Annotated in this window: 18 protein-coding genes and 5 tRNA genes; 5 read left to right on the plus strand and 18 right to left on the minus strand. The window is 36.5% G+C overall.

From position 1 onward, the window contains the following. Nucleotides 1-198, plus strand: a 198-nt coding sequence (locus tag ABEA36_RS08370; protein ID WP_345490973.1) for a hypothetical protein, incomplete at its 5' end; no start/stop codon positions are given. Nucleotides 199-247: 49 nt separating this feature from the next. Here the strand turns inward: ABEA36_RS08370 and murI are convergent. Next, nucleotides 248-1,057 carry a glutamate racemase gene (murI, locus tag ABEA36_RS08375; protein ID WP_345490975.1) on the minus strand — a complete coding sequence of 270 codons (810 nt, stop codon included), beginning with the start codon at nucleotides 1,055-1,057 and terminating at the stop codon, nucleotides 248-250. Between the two features lie 261 nt (nucleotides 1,058-1,318). Between murI and metK the strand changes: the two genes are divergently transcribed. The 4 genes from metK to gorA all read left to right on the plus strand — a co-directional run bounded on the left by metK (nucleotide 1,319) and on the right by gorA (nucleotide 5,505). Continuing rightward, complete coding sequence (metK, locus tag ABEA36_RS08380) at nucleotides 1,319-2,473, plus strand: methionine adenosyltransferase (RefSeq protein WP_345490977.1); 1,155 nt, start codon at nucleotides 1,319-1,321, stop codon at nucleotides 2,471-2,473. A gap of 50 nt (nucleotides 2,474-2,523) precedes the next feature. Then, complete coding sequence (locus ABEA36_RS08385) at nucleotides 2,524-3,030, plus strand: SprT family zinc-dependent metalloprotease (protein ID WP_345490980.1); 507 nt, start codon at nucleotides 2,524-2,526, stop codon at nucleotides 3,028-3,030. Nucleotides 3,031-3,172: 142 nt separating this feature from the next. Then, nucleotides 3,173-4,015: a 23S rRNA (adenine(2030)-N(6))-methyltransferase RlmJ gene (locus ABEA36_RS08390; RefSeq protein ID WP_345490982.1), complete on the plus strand. Its 843-nt coding sequence runs from the start codon at nucleotides 3,173-3,175 to the stop codon at nucleotides 4,013-4,015. Nucleotides 4,016-4,149: 134 nt separating this feature from the next. Continuing rightward, nucleotides 4,150-5,505: a glutathione-disulfide reductase gene (gorA, locus tag ABEA36_RS08395; RefSeq protein WP_345490984.1), complete on the plus strand. Its 1,356-nt coding sequence runs from the start codon at nucleotides 4,150-4,152 to the stop codon at nucleotides 5,503-5,505. Between the two features lie 50 nt (nucleotides 5,506-5,555). Here gorA and ABEA36_RS08400 read toward each other — a convergent pair whose 3' ends face one another. The 17 genes from ABEA36_RS08400 to recC all read right to left on the minus strand — a co-directional run bounded on the left by ABEA36_RS08400 (nucleotide 5,556) and on the right by recC (nucleotide 22,386). After that, on the minus strand, nucleotides 5,556-7,706 hold the full coding sequence (locus ABEA36_RS08400; RefSeq protein WP_345490986.1) for a polysaccharide biosynthesis tyrosine autokinase: 2,151 nt from the start codon (nucleotides 7,704-7,706) through the stop codon (nucleotides 5,556-5,558). Nucleotides 7,707-7,727: 21 nt separating this feature from the next. Continuing rightward, nucleotides 7,728-8,159: an arsenate reductase/protein-tyrosine-phosphatase family protein gene (locus ABEA36_RS08405; protein WP_345490988.1), complete on the minus strand. Its 432-nt coding sequence runs from the start codon at nucleotides 8,157-8,159 to the stop codon at nucleotides 7,728-7,730. A 17-nt stretch (nucleotides 8,160-8,176) separates the two neighbouring features. Then, entirely contained in the window at nucleotides 8,177-9,343 is a 1,167-nt protein-coding gene (locus ABEA36_RS08410; RefSeq protein WP_345490990.1) for a polysaccharide export protein, read from the minus strand. Between the two features lie 120 nt (nucleotides 9,344-9,463). Continuing rightward, nucleotides 9,464-9,540 (minus strand) — tRNA-Arg (locus tag ABEA36_RS08415). A gap of 16 nt (nucleotides 9,541-9,556) precedes the next feature. Continuing rightward, nucleotides 9,557-9,633 (minus strand) — tRNA-Arg (locus ABEA36_RS08420). 15 nt (nucleotides 9,634-9,648) lie between these two features. Further along, nucleotides 9,649-9,725: transfer RNA gene (locus ABEA36_RS08425), tRNA-Arg, on the minus strand. A gap of 15 nt (nucleotides 9,726-9,740) precedes the next feature. Next, nucleotides 9,741-9,833, minus strand: a tRNA-Ser gene (locus tag ABEA36_RS08430). Nucleotides 9,834-9,938: 105 nt separating this feature from the next. Then, complete coding sequence (gene csrA, locus ABEA36_RS08435; RefSeq protein WP_345490992.1) at nucleotides 9,939-10,145, minus strand: carbon storage regulator CsrA; 207 nt, start codon at nucleotides 10,143-10,145, stop codon at nucleotides 9,939-9,941. A gap of 28 nt (nucleotides 10,146-10,173) precedes the next feature. Beyond that, complete coding sequence (gene alaS, locus ABEA36_RS08440) at nucleotides 10,174-12,807, minus strand: alanine--tRNA ligase (RefSeq protein ID WP_345490994.1); 2,634 nt, start codon at nucleotides 12,805-12,807, stop codon at nucleotides 10,174-10,176. A 288-nt stretch (nucleotides 12,808-13,095) separates the two neighbouring features. Then, complete coding sequence (locus ABEA36_RS08445) at nucleotides 13,096-13,611, minus strand: regulatory protein RecX (protein ID WP_345490996.1); 516 nt, start codon at nucleotides 13,609-13,611, stop codon at nucleotides 13,096-13,098. Beyond that, a complete protein-coding gene (gene recA / locus ABEA36_RS08450; protein ID WP_345490998.1) occupies nucleotides 13,577-14,620 on the minus strand; it encodes a recombinase RecA in 1,044 nt (347 codons plus the stop codon). Before recA ends, ABEA36_RS08445 begins: the two co-directional genes overlap by 35 nt. 217 nt (nucleotides 14,621-14,837) lie before the next feature. Then, a tRNA-Asn gene (locus ABEA36_RS08455) sits at nucleotides 14,838-14,913 on the minus strand. Nucleotides 14,914-14,968: 55 nt separating this feature from the next. Next, nucleotides 14,969-15,598 (minus strand): MBL fold metallo-hydrolase, encoded by a 630-nt coding sequence (locus tag ABEA36_RS08460; protein WP_345491000.1) that lies wholly within the window; start codon nucleotides 15,596-15,598, stop codon nucleotides 14,969-14,971. A gap of 29 nt (nucleotides 15,599-15,627) precedes the next feature. Then, nucleotides 15,628-17,031, minus strand: coding sequence for a DHA2 family efflux MFS transporter permease subunit (locus ABEA36_RS08465; protein WP_345491002.1), 1,404 nt, complete (start codon nucleotides 17,029-17,031; stop codon nucleotides 15,628-15,630). Nucleotides 17,032-17,196: 165 nt separating this feature from the next. Next, nucleotides 17,197-18,162, minus strand: coding sequence for a ketopantoate/pantoate/pantothenate transporter PanS (gene panS, locus ABEA36_RS08470; protein WP_345491004.1), 966 nt, complete (start codon nucleotides 18,160-18,162; stop codon nucleotides 17,197-17,199). Between the two features lie 137 nt (nucleotides 18,163-18,299). Next, a complete protein-coding gene (locus ABEA36_RS08475) occupies nucleotides 18,300-19,082 on the minus strand; it encodes a TatD family hydrolase (RefSeq protein ID WP_345491006.1) in 783 nt (260 codons plus the stop codon). Next, nucleotides 19,072-22,386, minus strand: coding sequence for an exodeoxyribonuclease V subunit gamma (gene recC, locus ABEA36_RS08480; RefSeq protein ID WP_345491008.1), 3,315 nt, complete (start codon nucleotides 22,384-22,386; stop codon nucleotides 19,072-19,074). The genes ABEA36_RS08475 and recC overlap by 11 nt, the downstream gene beginning before the upstream one ends. Nucleotides 22,387-22,468 lie beyond the last annotated feature (82 nt).

Consider the following 22,468-nt stretch of genomic DNA (forward strand, 5'->3'; position numbering starts at 1 on the left):
GAGCTGACAGCGTTTCGTTTTGCTGTCTCAAGGGTTGCGTATACTACGCTATCCTTTTTTGTTCGTCAAGATTATTTTTATTTATTTTTTAACTTCGTCTCAACTTTTTTCATCATGTTACCCAACTTAATAACAGGCTCTATTTTTCTACTTGCCGTAAGTCAGTGGAAGCGCATTATAGAGATCTTATTGGTTTGATCAAGCAAAAAATAAAAAAAACGAACCAACTGCATAACCTTTGAGCAAGTTAAATATTAATGCATTGATATTTTTCGATATTATATTTTTGGAACGTTTCAATTATTTTATTAACTTGCTGATTATACTGTGTGCTCATAATCAAACTTACGGTTTTTTGTCCATGATCGTCACGATTTAAGTTAAAATTTTCTTTTAACAAATCATGAACTCTTGATGCAATTGCATAACCAGAATCAATAAATGCGGCTGACGGGAACACAATTTTTAGTTCATCACGTATAAAAGGATAATGCGTGCAGCCTAGCACGATAGTATCGGGAATGACGGCTAAATTTAACCAGGGAGTCATCAGTGACTTCAATTCACTCATGTCAACAGGTATCCCCTGTAATTTTCTTTCGGCAATAAGAGCTAATTCAGACAGTCCCAACAATTCGATATGATAGCCTTGGGCAAATTCATTGATTAAATTGCGGGTATACTCCCTTTGTACGGTTGCTTTAGTCGCTAGCAATCCAATACATTTATTTTTGGTTACTTTTGTTGCTGGCTTTATGGCTGGTACAACACCAACTATAGGTATGGAAAATGCTGTTCTCAATGAGGGTAAACAAATTGTACTTGCAGTATTACAAGCAATCACAACAATATCTATAGAATGTATTGATATGACTTTCTCAATAATCTTATTAACGCGCTCAATCAAAAATTCATTTGATTTATCACCATAAGGGAAAGCTTGATTATCAAATAAATAAATATAATTTGCATTGGGAATTTTTTGTCTTATCTCATTGTATACAGACATTCCACCAATGCCAGAATCAAAAACGAATATATTAGGTATATTATCCATGACAATGCCATTTTATTAATCAACATAAGAATGTTGATATCTATACTATGATAATTTTCAGTTTATACAATATGACTTTATGTATTGCATTTCAACTAATTAACTTAATCTAATGAAAAATAGAGAGAAATATATTTATCTTTGCTTATAACTAGCTTTTTATCATTTTATTGATTAATATAGCCGTCTAGATGGTCAAACAGCCAGATAGATAAGATAGCATCTATCTCGCTTAGTATTTTAGAATTAAGAAGGTATACCATGTCAGAATTTTTATTCACCTCTGAATCCGTTTCAGAAGGTCATCCAGATAAAATCGCCGATCAAATATCGGATGCAGTTCTTGATGCAATTTTAAAACAAGATCCGAAAGCACGCGTTGCTTGTGAGACTTATGTAAAAACAGGAATGGCATTAGTCGGAGGTGAAATTACAACATCCGCATGGGTTGATATCGAGGATTTAACCCGACAAACCATCAAAAATATTGGTTATACAAGCTCTGAAATGGGCTTTGATGCAAATTCCTGTGCAGTATTAAATGCGATAGGCAAACAATCCTCTGATATTAATCAAGGTGTTGATCGAGGCGACCCTTATGAACAAGGCGCTGGCGATCAAGGTATTATGTTTGGCTATGCTACCAACGAAATGGTTAACTTAATGCCTGCGGCAATTACCTATGCGCATGAGTTAATGAAAAGACAAGCAGAAGTCAGAAAAAATGGCACGTTACCATGGTTACGTCCTGATGCTAAAAGCCAAGTGACACTGATCTATGAAGATAATAAGATAAAAGGAATTGATGCTGTTGTATTATCAACTCAGCATTCTGAAGAGATCAGTTTATCTTCATTACAAGAAGCTGTCATGGAAGAAATCATCAAACCAATCTTACCTTCGCAATGGTTAACATCTCGCACTAAATACTTCATTAATCCAACAGGCCGTTTCGTGATCGGAGGACCAATGGGTGATTGTGGTTTAACTGGTCGAAAGATTATTGTTGATACTTACGGTGGCGCTGCTCATCATGGTGGCGGTGCATTCTCAGGTAAAGACCCTTCTAAAGTTGATCGTTCTGCCGCTTATGCAGCAAGGTATGTTGCCAAAAACATCGTCGCAGCAGGACTTGCTGATAAATGTGAGTTGCAATTATCTTATGCAATTGGTGTTGCAGAACCCACTTCTATTTATATCAACACATTTGGCACAGAAAAAGTACCACATGATAAAATCATCGCTTTAGTGAAAGAGTTTTTTGATTTACGTCCTTATGGACTAATTAAAATGCTTGATCTCATTCAACCGATTTATCAACAAACGGCAACTTATGGCCATTTTGGTCGCGACATTTTCCCATGGGAAAAAACAGATAAAGCAGAACAATTACGTGATGCCGCAAATCTAAAATAATCTATTGATTCACGGCAGCAATGCCGTGAACGACCTCTTCCATTATATTCATGAATAAATTACGCGTCCCGATTCAACTTCACAACAATGTTATAACTTGTTTAAGGCAATGTTTAGTTAAAGCTCAACACTTTTTTAATATTTCTTTTGATGAACCGCAAATTATATATCGCCAAAAAGGTAGTATTGCTGGTAGCGCTTTTCTTGATAGATGGCATATTCAGCTTAATTTAGCGATGTTATTGGAAAATAGAGATAAATTTATTCAAGAGGTCATTCCACATGAACTTGCTCACCTTATCGTCTATAAAAAATTTGGTCGCGTAAAGCCGCATGGAAAAGAGTGGCAAGCGGTGATGGAAACAGTTTTTGGATGTTCAGCAAATCGAACCCATACTTTCAGTATCCCCGATAATACGATCCAAAATCGTCATCGCTATGCGTGCCAATGCCAAGAACATCGATTAACAAATATCCGTCATAAAAAAATTCAACAACAACAAACGCAATACTATTGTAAACGTTGTGGTTGCATCTTATTACCTAAAGATAACTAGTACTTAATAGCAAAGCAGCATATTATTAATATTATCTTGTTCCTATTTACCACAAAATCATCATACATCCTGTAGCGAAAAATTGCATCTTCAATCAGCACAGGTATATACTGAACAAAACAGATCATAACTAGAGATTAAAATGTTAAGTTACCGACACAGTTATCATGCCGGCAATTATGCCGATGTATTAAAACACACCGTACTCACACTTTGCCTTGAATCATTAAAAGAAAAAGATAAACCGTTTATCTACCTTGATACCCATTCTGGCGCAGGACGCTATTTATTACAAAGCGAGCATGCGGAAAAAACTGCAGAATATTTATCAGGTATTGCACCTATCTGGCAACAAAATACTATTCCAGCTGAATTAGAACCCTATCTATCTGTATTAAAATATTATAATAGAACACCAACATTAAAATATTATCCTGGTTCACCACTCATTGCTAAACAGCTTTTACGAAAACAGGATAAATTGTTTTTAACCGAAATTCACTCTTCAGATTACCCATTGTTGAGACAAGAATTTAGTAAAGATAGTCGTGCACAAGTTGCTAGAGAAGATGGTTTTTTACAATTAAAATCGAAATTACCACCGGAAAGCCGTCGTGGATTAATTCTTATCGATCCGTCATATGAAATGAAGGATGATTACCAAAGAATCCCATTTGCTTTACATGAAGGATATAAACGTTTTGCAACTGGCATTTATCTTATTTGGTATCCTGTTGTTAATCGTAAACAAACACAAAATATGATCGATGGAATTATCAATACTGGCATTAAGCGTATCTTACAAATTGAGCTTGCAATCAAACCAGACAATAACCAAAAAGGAATGACGGCTACTGGTATGATTGTTGTAAATCCGCCGTGGAAACTCTATCAACAAATGCAAGTGCTTCTACCTTGGTTAAAACAAATGCTTGATCCTCAGGATATGGGGCATATCATTTTAAATGAGCTTGTACCCGAGTAATGTCAAACGCCGCCATTCAGCATCACGCTTTGATAGGTTATAACTATTGTTTTATTGTCAGATTATGACTTTTTTTATATCTCATTTTATGGCAAGCTGATACAAATGATGATAATTCTAAGGAATAACGATAAATGACGATAAAACATTATGACTATATCGCAATTGGTGGTGGTAGTGGTGGCATAGCCTCAGCCAATAGAGCAGCATCTTACGGTAAAAAATGTGCCATCATTGAAGCAAAAGAGCTTGGTGGTACATGTGTTAATGTTGGATGTGTCCCCAAAAAAGTGATGTGGTATGGCGCTCAAATTGCTGAAGCTATTAAGCATTATGGACCTGATTATGGTTTTGATACGACAATTAATCAATTTAGCTGGTCAAAATTGATCGAGAGTCGAACCGCCTATATTGATAGAATTCATCAGTCGTATGATCGCGTATTAACCAATAATAATGTCGACGTAATTAGAGGATATGCAAAATTTATCGATCAAAAAACCATTGAGGTTAATGGTCAACGATATAGCGCAGATCATATTTTAATTGCAGTCGGTGGTGAACCACTAATTCCAGCTATTCCTGGCGCACAATATGGTATCACTTCAGATGGTTTTTTTGCATTAACTGAACAACCAAAACGTGTGGCTGTCGTCGGAGCTGGTTATGTTGCGTGTGAAATTGCAGGTGTATTGCATGCGTTAGGAAGCGAAGTTCACCAATTCGTTAGACAAGATACACCATTACGTTCATTTGATCCGATGTTAATTAATACCTTAATGGAAGTCATTAAAGAAGAAGGTCAGCACTTACATCCTTATTCAATTCCAAAGCAAGTTGATAAAAACAATGATGGTTCTTTAACTCTGACTTTAGAAAATGATGAAACATATGAGGTAGATTGCCTAATTTGGGCAGTTGGACGTAAACCTGCGACCGATAGAATGAACATTGAAGTAACAGGGTTAAAACTTAATCAATGGGGTTTCATTGAAGTCGATAAATATCAAAATACCAATATTGCTGGAATTTATTCTGTTGGCGATGATACTGAAGCTGTCGCTTTAACACCTGTCGCGGTAGCAGCTGGACGTCGTTTATCTGAACGATTGTTTAATAATAAACCTGACGCGCATCTCGATTATGATAATATTCCAACAGTTATCTTTACCCATCCACCGATTGGTACCGTTGGTTTAACTGAACCTCAAGCTATTGAAGCACATGGTGAAAATAATGTTAAAGTATACCGCTCTTCATTTACAGCAATGTATACCGCTGTAACTCAACACCGTCAGCCTTGTCGTATGAAGTTAGTTTGCGTTGGTAAAGAAGAGAAAATAGTTGGAATACATGGAATAGGCTATGGTATGGATGAAATTTTACAAGGATTTGCCGTTGCATTGAAAATGGGTGCGACAAAGAAAGACTTTGACAATACCATTGCTATTCATCCGACTGCTGCGGAAGAGTTTGTAACAATGCGATAATTTGACAATAAAAACCCCATACAAATGGGGTTTTTATTTTTAATCACCGTTTATTTATAACTATAACCATACTGATAATAACTACCGGCCTTACGAGCAATACCATTAAATATTACACCCTTAACATTAATATTATTTTGCTCAAAACGTTGTAAACCTAACTCTACTTCTTTGACCGTATTTTGACCATAGCGTACAACGACCATTACCGTACCAGCATATTGACTCAGAATACATGCATCCGTTACCGCAAGTACCGGTGGTGTGTCAATAAGCACCATATCATACTCTTTACTTGCCCATTCAAGTAACTCAGACAATCTTGGATGCATTAATAATTCAGATGGATTAGGTGGAATAATTCCCCGCGGAATAAAATCTAAAAATTCATTTATCTCTGTTTTATGAATGACTGATTTAATATCATCTTGACCTGATAAATATTCCGATAAACCGTGTTTCATTTCAATATTCATTAATTCATGCAAATACCCTTTACGCATATCAGCATCAATCAGTAATATTTTTTTGCCTAAATCCGCAATCACAACCGCTAAGTTAGTGGTAATAAATGTTTTACCGATCCCTGGACTACAGCCTGAAATAGAGAGAATATTATTCTTAGCCTCCATCATTGCAAAGTGTAGACTTGTACGTAAACTGCGTAGCGCTTCAACTGAAAGATCATTCGGAGCCCCAATTGCGACGAGTTGTTTTGCTTTAACATTTTTACGCTTATGCCCTTTTAAAACTCGTTTTAAAATCTGGTTTTGTTTATTTTGCCAATCTGATAATGGCACATTGGCATAAACATTTAAGCCTAGATCTTCAAGCTGCTCTACACTTTCAATTGTACGACGTAGCGCAATCATCACAATAATAGCGCCTGAAGATAAAATTAATCCGAGTAAAAATGAAATACCCACAATCAATGCTTTCTTAGGCTTGACAGGTTTAAGTTGTGTTAATGCCGTATCAATAATACGTACATTACCCACTGTACTTGCTTGAGATATATTCAACTCTTGTTGCTTATTAAGCAGCTGCATGTAAACTTCATTATTCGCTTTAACATCACGCGTTAAACGTAAAATTTCTTGCTGAGTTTGTGGTAAAAAGCTAATTTTATCGCCTAGCTTTGTACGTTCATCAAGTAATGTTTGGCGTTTTTCAAGTAATGCTCGATAAGCGGGATGCTCTTTAGTATATAATTTAGAAACTTCCGCCTCTTTAAATGTTAGTTCATTGAGCTGTGCTTCTAATTGTACAGATGAATCCAATACGGCTTTTGCTTCGAGCGAAAGATCAACGGAATCGTTTTGCTGTCTGAACTTATTAAGCTTATTTTCTGATTCATCGAGCTCAGATCTGATTCGAGGTAATTGTTCTTTCAAAAATGCCAAACTTTTACCGGCTTCTTCTGATTTACGTTCAACATTTTGAGCTAAATAGTTTTTACTAATTTGATCTAAAATGCGTTGAATTAAAATTGGATTTTCACCTTGTAGATTTAACTCAAGCATTCCGGTATCTTTGCCTTTATCTGCAATCGATAAATTATCTAAAATATCATTAATAACTTGCAGTTCTGAACGTTTGGTGACTAAAAATATGGTACCGGGTTCGGCTTGAATTTGACTCACAAGTAGTGAAATGGTCTCATTAGAATGATATTCACCTACTTTGCCTGACAGTATCTCCTTACCATCTTTAGAAAGTGTGTAATTTTCATCATCAATAACTTTTAATTTTAATGGTTCGTCATACCAGCTACGCGGTACATCATAACGAGAGAGTGCGATAGCATTATGGTTGTCATCAGTCAACCTTGCAAACCCTTTACCAAATACAGGAAAGAAAGACTCTTTAATATCAATATCAAGTGATAAGTCTTTAATTGTTTTGCCGAGTATCATCCGAGAACGAATTAGTTCAATTTCAGTCGTAGACAGTGGTTTAGAACCGGACAGCGTACTGGCAAAATCATTAAATAATGCATTACCCACTTTTTGTTCCACTTGTACTAAAGCATCGGCTTTATATATTGGTGTAGCAAAAATTGCATATATCAAGCCAACAAAGGTTGTGATACAGGTGAATCCAACAATAATTTTCCATTTATCAAGTAAAGCATAAAATAGACTTAATAAATCGATTTCATCACTTTCTTTTGACAAGCTTTTTGCTTCTTTTGTTGCCATTAATTTATTTAACCTTACTATTTATTTTAATTTACTTGTCCAAGCCTGTGCAGATTTATCCAATAAATCATATGTTCTTTCAAAAAATTCAAGATCATGCCCATATGGGTCAGTGATTTCCATTTCATTTAACCAATGACCATATAACATAACTTTGCCTCTAACTTCTGGTGCAATCTTGCACACTGCATCAATGTGGTATTTTTCCATTACCAAAATCAAATCTTGCTGCGCACAAATCGCTGGAGTCAATTGCCTCGCGACATGACCGTCCAATGATAAATGGTGCTTATTAGCAACAGTCACAGACTTTGAATAAGCCGCATCACCGACTTCAGCCGCAATTCCTGCTGACGTCACTACTTTATCAGGAAAAGCCTGTTTTAATAGCCGTTCTCCAATGGGAGAACGACAAATATTACCTATACAGACTACACAAATCGAATTAAACATCTTGCAATACTACCTTATTAATTTGGCCAGTTACGAATCCATTTAATGGTTTCAGTCATACTATTAGCACTTTGGATTGTCGGTAATATTTGCATAATTGTACGATTCCATTTTTCTATTGGTGCTGTCGTCACATAAACAACATCATACGGTTCTAGCTGAAAGTTCGTTGCTAATACCATCGCAGTGGCATCTTTCAAATTAAGTTGATAAACGTTAGCAATTTTACCATCGCTAAATGCGTTACTCCCTTCTTTTGTCGAACGGATAACAAATACACCTGAAGTATCACTAGTTCGTTGATTAATACCTGATGCATTACCAAGCGCTTCAGCAAGTGTCATGCCTGATTTATCCATCAGTAATGTTGATTGTTTTTCCACTTCGCCCATGACAAATACTTTTAATGTATCGTTTGTCGGTACATATAAAATATCACCACCCGATAACATACGATTTTGCGTTAAGTCACCATATTGCATTAAAGACTGTAGAGAAACTTGTTGTTTTACGCCATTATGTGTTAATACCGCGTTACGCCAGTCTGCTTTTTCTGTCATCCCACCAGCATTATTAATTGCATCCAACAACGTTAATGGAATATTTGTAATGGGTTGTTTACCCGATTTAACGACTTCACCGGTGACATAAGCTTTTTGAGAATTAAATCCAGAAATATTGACATCCACTTGTGGACTTTCAATATACGTAGCAAGTTTTGATGAGATTGTATTACGAACTTCTTCGAGGGTTTTACCTTCAACTTTCAATTTACCGACATACGGATAGTAAATCGTACCATCAGCATGTACCCAGTTACCAGCTTCGCTTGCGCTACGATAAGAACCTGCCGGAATTGTCAATTCTGGGTGATCCCAAACAGTCACATTAATGATGTCACCAACACCAATTCGATATTGATATTTTTTGAGTTCATTATCTAAAGTTGGGTTATTTTTAGCCACGACAGGTGATTGGTACAAATAACGAATTAACATCGGTGTAACAGGATATACATCAACCAATTTGTTAATATCAAAATTATGGTCTTCTTGCTTAACCACATTTTTGTTTGCCGTTGAAATATCAGACCCGGTTAGCGTACAGCCACTCATAATCAATGCAAGGCTGACAGACATCACAATTTTATTAAATCGACTTTCAGTAATTTTGTTTATTATCATTTAATTACAACCATAAATTAAGGCCTAAAATTATGGTTATAATAGCACTCATTTCAAAAATCGAGAAATAGTAAATTTAAGTGGTTTATAATAAAACAGATGGGTGAATTAAATAAAAGATGGTGCACCCGAAGGGATTCGAACCCCTGACCGCTCGGTTCGAAGCCGAGTGCTCTATCCAGCTGAGCTACGGATGCAGGTATAAAATGAAAGTGGTGCATCCGAAGGGATTCGAACCCCTGACCGCCCGGTTCGTAGCCGGGTACTCTATCCAGCTGAGCTACGGATGCACTAAAAAAAGAAAATGGTGCATCCGAAGGGATTCGAACCCCTGACCGCCCGGTTCGTAGCCGGGTACTCTATCCAGCTGAGCTACGGATGCACTTAAACTTAAAAATGGCGGTGAGAGAGGGATTCGAACCCTCGATAGAGCTTTTGACCCTATACTCCCTTAGCAGGGGAGCGCCTTCAGCCTCTCGGCCATCTCACCGTTTCTTTATAAATACACAATGTGTGGCGCACATATTACGTTTTACAGAGAATATGTCAAATATTTTTTTCACTCAACACGTTTAGTTGTGTATTTACTGCCCAATTAGCCCTTTTCAGGCTTGTCAGTGGTCGACATTTGCTCATCTTGATTCTGATGAATCCGATTATAAATTTCCTCACGATGAATAGAAACATCTTTTGGTGCGTTAATTCCGATCCTGACTTGATTTCCTTTAACACCCAGTACAGTAATGACAACATCATCACCAATAATCAGCGTTTCACCTACTCTCCGAGTTAAAATTAACATTAGACCTCCTATTCTTATATGATTCAGCTTATATTGCTTTCAAACCGTCCGCTAACTCTTTCTTAATAGATAATAATGCGTCAGGTAATGCAGATATGTTGCTGCCTCCTGCTTGGGCAAAGTCAGGTCGTCCACCACCTTTACCACCTACCTTTTCAGCCAACTGCGAAACTAAAATGCCAGCTTTAATTTGCGCTGTCAAATCTTTGGTCACACCAACAGCCAGACTAATTTTATCATCATTCACTGTTGCTAACACTATAACACCTGATTTTAACTGATTTTTTAAATCATCAATCATTTCACGCAATACTTTTGCTTCAGTGTTGTCTACTTTTGCAACCAATAATTTGACATTATTAATGGTTTCAACTTGATTCACTAATTGTGCACTTTCTTGAGCAGCTTGAACTGATTTTAGCTGCTCAATCACTTTTTCAAGTTGTTTAGTCTGTTCTACAAGTTGAGATAGACGAGGCACCATATTCAGTTTATCAACTTTAAGCAAAGCCATCATCTCATTAAGGCGCTTGTCATCACTATGAACTAAATCTATCGCCATTTGACCTGTCGTTGCTTCTATACGACGAACGCCTGATGCAATACTCGATTCAGACATGATTTTAAACAATCCAATATCACCCGTTCGGTTAACATGCGTCCCACCACAAAGTTCAATTGAAAAATCGCCCATCGTTAACACCCGCACAATATCATCATACTTTTCACCAAATAGTGCCATGGCACCTTTGCCCTTGGCTTCATCAATTGGCATCAGCTCGACTGAAACCTCGAGATTACGACGAATCTGTTGATTGACTAGATTCTCAATGTTTTGAATTTGCTCAGTGGTAATTGACTGCATATGTGAAAAGTCAAAGCGCAGGTAACTGTCATTAACCAATGAACCTTTTTGGGCAACATGTTCACCTAAAATTTGTTGTAATGCGGCTTGCAAAAGGTGGGTTGCTGAATGGTTACGGCGAATTCGCTCACGCAATTCGCGATCAACTGCCGCTGTAATTTTATCACCAACTTTTAATGAGCCTTTTGATAAATAACCGACATGACCAATACTTTGTCCATACTTTTGACTATCTTTTACATCAAATGCGTTGTCAGGTGACGTTAGGCGACCTTTATCACCAACTTGTCCACCTGATTCACCATAAAATGGCGTTTTATCTAAAACAATGACGGCTTCATCACCTTGGTTAACATCATCGACACGCTGACCATTTTGGAAAATAGCCACAATCGTTGCACTTGATTCAATCGTGTTATACCCCAAAAACTCTGTTTTACCATCAAGCTTAATTGCGCTACTATAATCGATGCTAAAGCTATCCGACTCTCGTGATCGCTGCCGCTGAATTTCCATACATTGATTAAAGCCGACTTCATCAACAACAATATTTTTTTCACGACATACATCCGCAGTTAAGTCTAATGGAAAACCATAAGTATCATATAATTTAAATGCGACATCACCAGGTAGCTGATTGTTGACTACTTTACTTAATTCTTGATCAAGTAGTAATAGACCTCTTTCTAATGTTTTTAGAAATTGCTCTTCTTCTAATTTTAATGTTTCTTCAACTAATTTTTGACTTTTAGCTAACTGGCTTGCTGCACTTTCCATAACATCGACTAAAGAAGACACCAATTTATAAAAGAAAATATCTTTAGCACCAAGCATATGCCCATGGCGCACTGCTCGTCGAATAATGCGTCGTAATACATATCCACGGCCTTCATTTGAGGGCACAACACCATCAGCAATCAAAAATGCGCATGACCGAATATGGTCTGCAATGACCCGTAATGATTTGTTTTCAAGATCAGTCACACCAATAATTTGAGCAGTGTCTTTGATTAATCTTTTAAATACGTCGATATCATAGTTCGAATTAACATGCTGTAGCACAGCAGAAATACGTTCTAGGCCCATCCCTGTATCAACAGACGGTTTAGGTAATTTTTCCATTGTGCCATTAGGTAAACGGTTAAATTGCATAAAAACGATATTCCAAATTTCGATGAAACGATCGCCATCTTCCTCAGGACTACCAGGAGGGCCGCCCCAAATGTGGTCACCATGGTCATAAAAAATCTCACTGCAAGGACCACAAGGCCCCGTATCGCCCATTTGCCAAAAGTTATCTGATGCATAAGGCGCACCCTTATTATCACCAATGCGAACAATACGTTCTTTAGGAATACCTATTTCGTTAGCCCAAATATCAAATGCTTCATCATCCGTTTCATAAACTGTAACTAGCAATCTTTCTTTTGGTAAATTGTACCAGCCTTGCCCCGTCAATAATTCCCAAGCAAAATGAATGGCATCACGTTTAAAATAATCACCAAAGCTAAAGTTACCTAACATTTCAAAAAAAGTATGGTGACGGGCTGTATAGCCGACATTATCAAGGTCGTTATGTTTCCCCCCTGCTCGCACACAACGTTGAGCAGTTGTAGCACGTGTGTAGGTACGTTTGTCCATACCCAAAAATACATCTTTGAATTGATTCATACCCGCATTGGTAAATAACAATGTTGGGTCATTATGAGGAACAAGTGAACTACTTTCGACAATTTCGTGGCCTTTACCACGAAAAAAATCAAGAAATGTTTGGCGAATTTCTGCAGTGCTTTTCATGTATACTTCCGGTTATTATCCATAATTTAGTTAATATACTGTATATTACCATTCACATTCAATACCTATCACTATTGAAATCAGCGCTTTAATTATTGGATTGCTGATTGAATCGTGTGTAATTGGGTAAATATTGCATTGAAATTATGCAATCTAATGCAACACTAACGATAAACATTGAAGCGGTATCTTGACGTGTTTTGGCAGAAGATACTAAATGAATATACGACGTTACTTAGTATACTCGTTTGAAATTGTTTATAAATAGTTTTTAAAAAATAATAACATTCAAAAAAGAGAATATATTTGTTTAATTTCGTCTTGCTGAAAGCCTCGATAAGTTAAAAATTGAAATATCTTAATCTTTTGTTGAAGATCTTTTTTATCAGAAACACGAAATTTTTTTTGGGTTTGTATTAAACCGACTTCAATCCAATCTATCTCACTTTGCTGAAGTTGATATTGAATTAATGAGCGGGGTAAACCCCGTTGTTTTAGTTCCATCAAAATACGATTTTGTCCATACCCTTTACGTGAGCGCATGTTAATGTACTGCTCAATATATTGTTTATCATCTAACCAATGATGGGATAGACAATGCGCAATCACGGCATCAATATGCGCATTGATACTTTGAGCTGATGACTCAACATCAGTGGATAATTTTTTTAAATAAAAAATAGAGAGTTTTTGTTTTAATTCGGTAGATGAGTGATTTCGCTGTGCAAGTAATTGCACAGCTTTATTCAGAAAGGTTTGATATAAAGGCTTAGATTCCATCATCATCAGTTGCAGAATTATCATCTTCTCCACTAAAGCTTGCTGGATTGCTTAATAATAATTCTCGTAATTTAGCTTCTAACTCATTTGAAATGGCTTCATGTTCTTGTAAAAACTTAATTGAATTAGCTTTACCTTGACCAATTTTTTCGCCATTATAGCTATACCATGCGCCAGCTTTGTCAACAAGTTTATGTTTAACACCTAAATCAATAAGTTCACCATATTTTGAAATTCCGCAACCGTATAAAATTTGGAATTCCGCTTGTCTAAATGGGGCTGCAACTTTGTTTTTTACAACTTTAACGCGAGTTTCACTACCAATAACATCCTCACCTTCTTTGACTGCACCAATACGACGAATATCTAAACGAACCGAGGCATAAAACTTAAGCGCATTACCACCTGTTGTTGTTTCTGGGTTACCAAACATAACACCAATTTTCATACGAATCTGGTTAATGAATACTACCAGGCAATTGGCATTTTTGATATTCGCGGTCAATTTACGTAAGGCTTGTGACATTAAACGAGCTTGTAGCCCCATATGAGAGTCACCCATTTCGCCTTCAATTTCTGCGCGAGGCGTTAATGCCGCAACGGAGTCAACAATCACCACATCAACGGCGCCTGAGCGAACTAATGCATCACAAATTTCAAGCGCTTGTTCACCAGTATCCGGTTGTGAGACTAACAAATCATCAACATGTACACCTAATTTTGCAGCATAAATTGGGTCGAGTGCATGTTCAGCATCGATAAAAGCACATGTTTTGCCTTCTTTTTGTGCCTGAGCAATCACGGATAAAGTTAATGTTGTTTTACCTGATGATTCTGGCCCAAATATTTCAACAATTCGACCCATCGGTAAACCACCAATACCGAGTGCAATATCAAGTCCTAACGAACCTGTTGATATAGCGTCGACATCAAGAGTTTGAGTATCCCCCAAACGCATGATAGATCCTTTACCAAATTGTTTTTCAATTTGACTTAAGGCTGCTGTCAGAGCACGTTGCTTATTTTCATTCATAAATTAGGTTCCAATAAAGATTAGTCGTGATAGATAATAAAGAACATTATACTGTATAATAATACAGTATCAAGTGATATTTTAATAATACGCAAAAAAATCAGATAAGGTGACCGTTATTTATTATTATGTGAGAGAAATAGCAAATGATTAAATCCGGCTGTTAGATTCATTTTAGGTATAAAAAAATCAGCATTTAGCTGATATTTTTAGAAGTTGGCTCCCCCAACAGGACTTGAACCTGTGACATACGGATTAACAGTCCGCCGTTCTACCGACTGAACTATGGAGGAACCGAAAAGGTAGCGCGCATATTATAGATTTATCAGCTCGCTGTCAATAACTAAATTAAACTAAAAACGGATTATTAATTCGTTCACGACCAAATGTTGATATTGGCCCGTGACCTGGAACAAAAGTGATATCATCACCTAATGGTAAAAGCTTATTTTTAATTGAGGCAATCAAATCAGCGTAATTCCCACGCGGAAAATCAGTCCGGCCAATACTATTATTAAACAGCACATCACCCACAAAAGCCAACCTGTCCTTTTGATTGATAAAAACGATATGACCCGGAGTATGACCTGGGCAATAAAGTATATCAAAAGATATCTGTCCGACTTGAACGGTTTGCCCTTCGTTTAACCAAAAATCAGGCTCGAACGCGGCACAAAAAGGAAAACCGAATTGCACACATTGATGAGGTAAATTATCTAGCAAAAATTGGTCTTCTCGTTGAGGACCATAAATGTCTATGTCGTAATAATCCGCTAATTCTTTAGCTGCTCCGACATGATCTAAATGACCATGCGTTAAAAGGATCTTACCCACGTTAACAGCTAATTTTTCAACTGTTTTTTTGAGTAAATCTGGCTCTCCACCAGGATCAATAATCGCAGCTTCTTTAGTTATATTACACCAAACAATCGAGCAATTCTCTTGAAATGGGGTAACAGGTATGATTTGGTATTGCATAATAACATCCCTTTGTTCTCTGAATCTGGTTATTCTTTAGCTGTTAAGTTCTTACCATCTTGTGGGTATAACCGTCTAAAAATCAAGCTCGATAAGCACGTAATAATACCGAGTACCAAGAAACTCATTTTAAACGCATTTGCAATATCATGGTTAATCATTTCACTTTGGTAACTAAATAAACGAACTAACACGGCACCACAAGCAATACCAAAACTAATCGCAAGTTGTTGATTAACAGCCATTAAACTATTACCACTACTTGTTAAATCAGGTGGTAAATCAGCTAAAGTGATACTGTTCATTGACGTAAATTGTAAGGAATTCGTTGCACCAAGGCAAAATAGCAATCCAGCAAAAAGTATAATCGGTGAATCTTTATTCAATAGTGACATCATTGTGATGATGACGCCCACAATTAATGTGTTAATCATTAGCACATGACGATATCCAAAATAACGTAAAATCGGTTGTACAAACGTTTTCATCACTAATGATGCAATGGCCATTGGCATTAGCATCAATCCAGCATGGATAGCTGAATATCCAAAGGCAACTTGTAATAACAATGGCATTAAAAATGGTGCAGCTGAAATACCTAATCGGCTAATTAAATTACCAATAATGCCAATTCTAAATGTATGAATATTAAATAAAACAATTGGAAAAATGGGAGATGAGACTCGTTTAGCATGACCGACATAGAGTATTAATAATACCAAACAACCGATGAATAAAATGAGTGAATAATAAATATTCATCCCCTCATTAATAAATTCGAGTGCAAGTGTTGCACTAATCATTGCAATGGATATACATAAAACACCAACTCCATCAAATCGAGAACGTGCTCCTTTAATATTCGGCATAAATTTCCAACCTGCGACAATCCCCATCAGGCCGATTGGAATATTAATCAAAAAAATCCAATGCCAAGATGCGACTTGAACCAGATATCCACCGAGCACAGGTCCAATCACGGGCCCAATTAGCCCTGGAATGGTTGATGCATTTAATGCGGCTAAGAAATCACTGCGTTTAAATGATTTTATGAGTGCAAGTCGAGAGACTGGCACCATCATTGCCCCACCAATCCCCTGAATAACGCGTGATATATCAAGCATAATTAATGATGATGATAATGCGCAAAGTAGTGAGCCAATGGAAAATAACAATACTGCCGCCATAAAAACATTACGTGTCCCAAAACGATCTGAAAAAAAACCACTAACAGGGATAAATAAAGCCACAGCAAGGGCATAACTAATAACTGCCGATTGCATATTTAATGGTGATTCATTAAGTTCGCTAGCAATAGAAGGTAATGCCGTATTTAAAATCGACGTATCGAGTGTTTGCATAAAAAACGCCATTGCCGCTATCCATGGCATCATTTTATACATTAATGGTGAAATAGATTGATTATCGGTCATGATTTTACTTCAATCATATAATAGGTATCACTATTATATTTTTGTTCTCGCTAAAATGAAATTATTGATTTGTGATAGATAAAATCGGTTCGATTTCTAACAAAAGACTATTTATTATGGCGTCATTAGCCGAAAAATTATCGGCTAATAACCGTCATCAAAGATTTATTTCTTTTCGATTTTTTTATTTTTTACCGGCTTACCTTGCCAATAACCGGCAAGTAATGACCCTGAAATATTATGCCAAACCGAGAATACTGCCGCAGGAAGCGCTGACAAGGCAGAGAAATAGGTCGTACCCAGTGTCGCGGCTAAAGCAGAATTTTGCATTCCGACTTCAAGAGACATCGTGCGGCATGTTGCTTCATCAAACCCAAGTAAGCGTCCGCCCCAATAACCGCCAAGTAAACCTAATCCATTATGTAATACTACAGCACAAATTACGGTGAATCCAACTTGTGCGATTTGGTCACGGCTACCTGCAACAACAATGCCCAAAATAATTAGAATACAGATCATAGATAATACAGGGAAAAACCGTTCACATTTTTTCACTAAACCAAAAAATAAGTGATGTACAATTAAGCCGGCCACAATTGGGATAAAAACAATTTTGACAATGTGTAATAACATACTCATAAAGGGAACTTCAATGCTTGTCCCAACTAATGCTAATGTTAATAATGGTGTTACAATAATACCAACTAATGTCGAAACAGAAGAAATGGTAACAGATAAAGCCACATCACCTTTTGCCAAGTAGATCATCACATTTGATGCCGTACCGCTTGCTACGCTGCCCACCAGTACCATCCCAACTAACAACTCAATTCTCATCGTAAATACGTGAGCAAGAATCAGCGCAGTTATTGGCATAACAATGTAATGTAATAATGTACAGACGATCACTGCTTTTGGTCTAGTAATGACGCGTTTAAAATCATTGATACTCAATGTAACGCCCATCGTGAACATAACAAACATTAGTAATTCAGAGGTATAAGACTTTAATGGTGAAAAGGTACCAGGCAAAAAATAAGCAAAGACGGCACACAAGATAGCCCACAATGGAAACATTCTTGTTAAGCTAATAATGGTCTGAATAAATAGTTGGCTAAATCGCTTCGACATAATAACGCTCACATTTGAAATAAATCATCGCTAGTCATAACAGCTCATCGTCGTAGTCAAAATTAACGTCAGTAAACGAGTCAACATTAATTATTTTTGATTGGTCAGTTAAGTAGCTTGATTATATTGATAATATATCAAGTGATTTTCATTGTATTGATTCTACAAAACAGCGTCAAGGTATTCGTTAATATCGTGTTAAGAATTTGTGATGGCGGTTCGATTCGCAAAGTGGTTAGTATTTCAAAGATTTTGGTAATATTTTCTGGTCGATTAGGTTGACCTTGTAAGCCACAAAGTGGCATATCTGGCGCATCAGTCTCTAACACAATAGAAGATAAGGGAATACGGCTGATTGCATTACGCGTTTTGTTTGCACGGGGATAACTGATTACCCCTCCTACCCCAATCGAATAGCCTAAACGAATAAATTGCAATGCTTCTTCGTAGCTTCCTGAAAAACCATGAATAACGCCTGAATCGGGAAGCTTTACTTGTTTAAGTAACCGATATAACACAGGATGTGTTTTACGAGAATGTAAAATGACAGGCAAATGATATTCTTTAGCGAAACCGAGTTGAGCTGATAGCAAATAAATTTGTCGTTCCAGATCAGTATTAACAATATAGCTATCTAGCCCAACCTCTCCGATTGCCACAATTTTGTTATTATGCTGATCTAACTGAGCTGCTAATAAATCTAAATCATCATTTTTATGGTGATAAATGGGATGTAAACCGAGTGCACAATAAATCGGTTGCTGCTGATTTGCTAAGGCCAATACATTATTAAATCTAGCTTGTGAAACAGCCGGAACAATAATACTGTCGATCCCTGCTTGTTTAAACCGCTTAACACTTGATGCTACGTCATCGATAAAAGGCGGAAAATCAAAGTGACAGTGTGTATCAATGAGCATTTTCTGTGTCTCGGTAGGTTATGATTGGTAATAAATAATCAATCGTTGATTTTATTGCAGCATTCATTAATTCATCTGTTAAATCTGGGTATAACCTTAAATAATAATCATCACATTCAGCAGTAATGACCATATTACCTTGCCAAGACGTGATAAATTGATGACGAGCTTTTGCTAATACACTAACATCCTCACTAATAAGCCCTGTCTGATAATCATAAGCGACCTCTAACCAATGCCAGCAACTTCGTAATGGCATAAATAGCGGTTGGTTAATGCCGTTTAGATACCCATCAACAAGTTGTTCTAACAATGTTTTCGCGAGTTCTTTAGATACTGGCTTAAATTGCCATTGAGTATTGTCTCGTCCATAAATTCTGTTATGAACATTGGGCGATGGATAAGATAAACAATAAAGTAAATGTTCAATCCATAACATGATGCCATCTTTAATCGTCAGTTTTGAACTTCGCCATTGTAAAATACCATCACTTTGAATATTTTTTATTCGTCCAATAATATGACAATCGCGTACCAGACAATTGACATCCAATACCGAAAAATCACCTTGTTTTTGTGCATGCACAGTCGCAATTAGTGGTTGCATTAATTCGGCCTGTTCACTAAACAATAGTTGCCCAAAAGCACCGTATGGTAATTGATTACTCCGCAGCATTTTCTTATACAGCTTATTAATCATCACTTCATCTTTAAATGCTAACGGTAGCAATACATCGATGATCTGATTATTAATACCATAGCGTTCTAAACTGTTAAGGTTAAAATTTTCAGTATTTGGGAGTTGTTCATCAACATAGTTAATTAAATAGCCTAACCGATATTTAGCGAGTTCTCGAATAGGGTGTATGAAGAAACGTTTCAAATCATCTAAACTAATTATCGCTGTAGATTGCTGGGCTAATTTAGAAATAAACTCAATAGACAGCCCCTTTTTTTGAGCAGCTGGAAGCCATTCATCTGCATAACTTACAATTTTAGACGTTTTACACGAATAATTATGCTGACTAAAAGGGGTTCGACAATGCGTTTCAATTAGATGGTGTTGCAGATGAATGGCACTTTGTTCAGCATCGAGTGATTGATCGCCCTCTAAGATATACGTCTGTTTTAAATATTCTAGGAGTTCATCAACCAAAATTGAAGGATAACGTTGATCATTAGTCTGTATATCATAACCAATATAGCTGATATATAGTTTCTGTTCGGCAGATAATAAAGCCTCTAAAAAAAGATAACGATCATCATTGCGACGGCTTCGATCACCAATGCGTGGATGGCGGTGAATGAGGTCAAAACCTAATGGTAAAATTGTTCTTGGATATATACCATCGTTCATTCCCAATAAACATACGATTTTAAACGGTACAGATCGCATTGGCATCATCGTGCAAAAATTAATTTTACCGATTAAAAAACGATGTGATATTGCATGGCGTTCAAATTTAGATTGTAAAAAATCGCTTAAGACACGGATACTAATATCCGCTTGGTAATGTGATAACATGGCTTGTTTAATAATCGATTGCCACTGTTCTTGAATCATTAATAATAGTGGTTCACTGTCAATGTCAAATACAAAAAAAGCAGTTAGTAACTCATTACATAAATCTTGCCATCTTGAAACATCGTGATGTTGCTCAAGTATTTCACGCCACTTTGCAATTGTCATAATGAAATCAGACAAATACCCCACCAGCTCAGCTTCAAGACCCGTTGTGCCATCATATGGCAATACATCTTGCCAACTATCGAGCTCGCTATCCATAATATAACCAAGCAACATTCGATTAAGACCAACTAACCAACTATGCGGCTCATCTACACTTGACGCCAAACCGAAACGAATACCCGAATCAACAATCCAACGCTGTAATTGCTTTAAATTATCTTCATTAAGATGAAATCGCTTCGCTATGGCAGGGATTTCTAGTAAGTCAAAAATATATTCGATTTCTAGTCTACTCTGAGGCAAGTCCAATAATGAGAAAAACCCTTGAATAATAGGGTCAATATAACGAAATTTTTGATCTGAAATTGTATAAGGTAAAAATCGATTTTGCGGTGCATTATCAAAAACTGCTTGAATATATGGGGCATAATGATCAATATCAGCCACCATAACAACACAGTCGTTTAATGCAATATTTGGGTTGTTATCTAATATTGATAATAAATAATCATATAAGACTTCTACTTCACGTTGTTCACTATGACACGCATGTAAACTAATCGAATCATCATCAAACTTAATAGATTGTTTTTGTTCACTAGAATTAATTATATTCGCATTTGCATTAGGGGTGACATACTGCATATCTAAAATTGATTGTTGTACGTGACTTAATAATGTTGGCACTTCATAATCAAAAAATGCATCGACATCTTGTTTATGATAGTGTTGGAGTAATGCTAAATGATCTCGCCCTAGTTTACCCCATGATGCTAATAAAGGGTGGGAATCTTGTAACATCATATTAGCTAATTCCTCATTCGCGATATATTTATTCACAAACGACTGATCGACGATATCCCCCCAATATTGTCGGCATGGATTCATAAACATAAAATGGACATCCATATGCAGACTTAGCGCATTAAATAATTCCAAATAGAGTGGTGGTAGTGAAACGATACCAAAAATAAAAATACGCTTAGGTAACTGTTTTTTTTGCGCTCTGCTCACTTTTTTTTGATTCAAAATACTAACAACCGCGCGATGAATTTCAGCTCGATGGGATGATAATGCAGATAAATTTTGACTATATTTAACTAATTGACGCCATAAAATAGCCTGCCATTGTTGGTCCTCACCTAGCTCCGTAATATATTCATTTTCTTGCCAAGCTTGAATCCAGTCTGGTCTATAAACTAAATACTGATCAAACAAGTCCGCAATACTACTTGCTAATTGATAGTATTTTTGTTCATTATTATCATCAATATAATGCTTTAATGCTTCAAAACCTGAAGTGTTAATTAAATCAGGCAAAATCACTAATAATACCCACACCATAAAATCGGCGCTGAAAGTATTTTCTTTCGGTAATTCTGGATAAAAAATACGATAAATGTCCCATACAAACTGGGTTGGGAATGGGTAATCAATATTAGCAGAAATGCCCAACTCTTGCGCTAGTTGAATTTGTAGCCACTGCCCCATTCCTTGACTTTGAACTAAAATGACTTCATTTTCAAACACCGACGTGAGCGGTTGGCGCTTGATTAACTGTGCAGTGAGTGATTTTAGTAAATCTAATTGGTTGGAATGGTAAATTGTAAACATAAAAAACCATTTAAAATAAAATTAATTAAATTATAGAGGATTAATATTGAATTGCCTATTAGAGATCGTAAAACAATATGCT

The sequence above is a fragment of the Orbus sasakiae genome, assembly GCF_039542345.1.
GTDB classification, from domain to species: Bacteria; Pseudomonadota; Gammaproteobacteria; order Enterobacterales; family Orbaceae; genus Orbus; species Orbus sasakiae.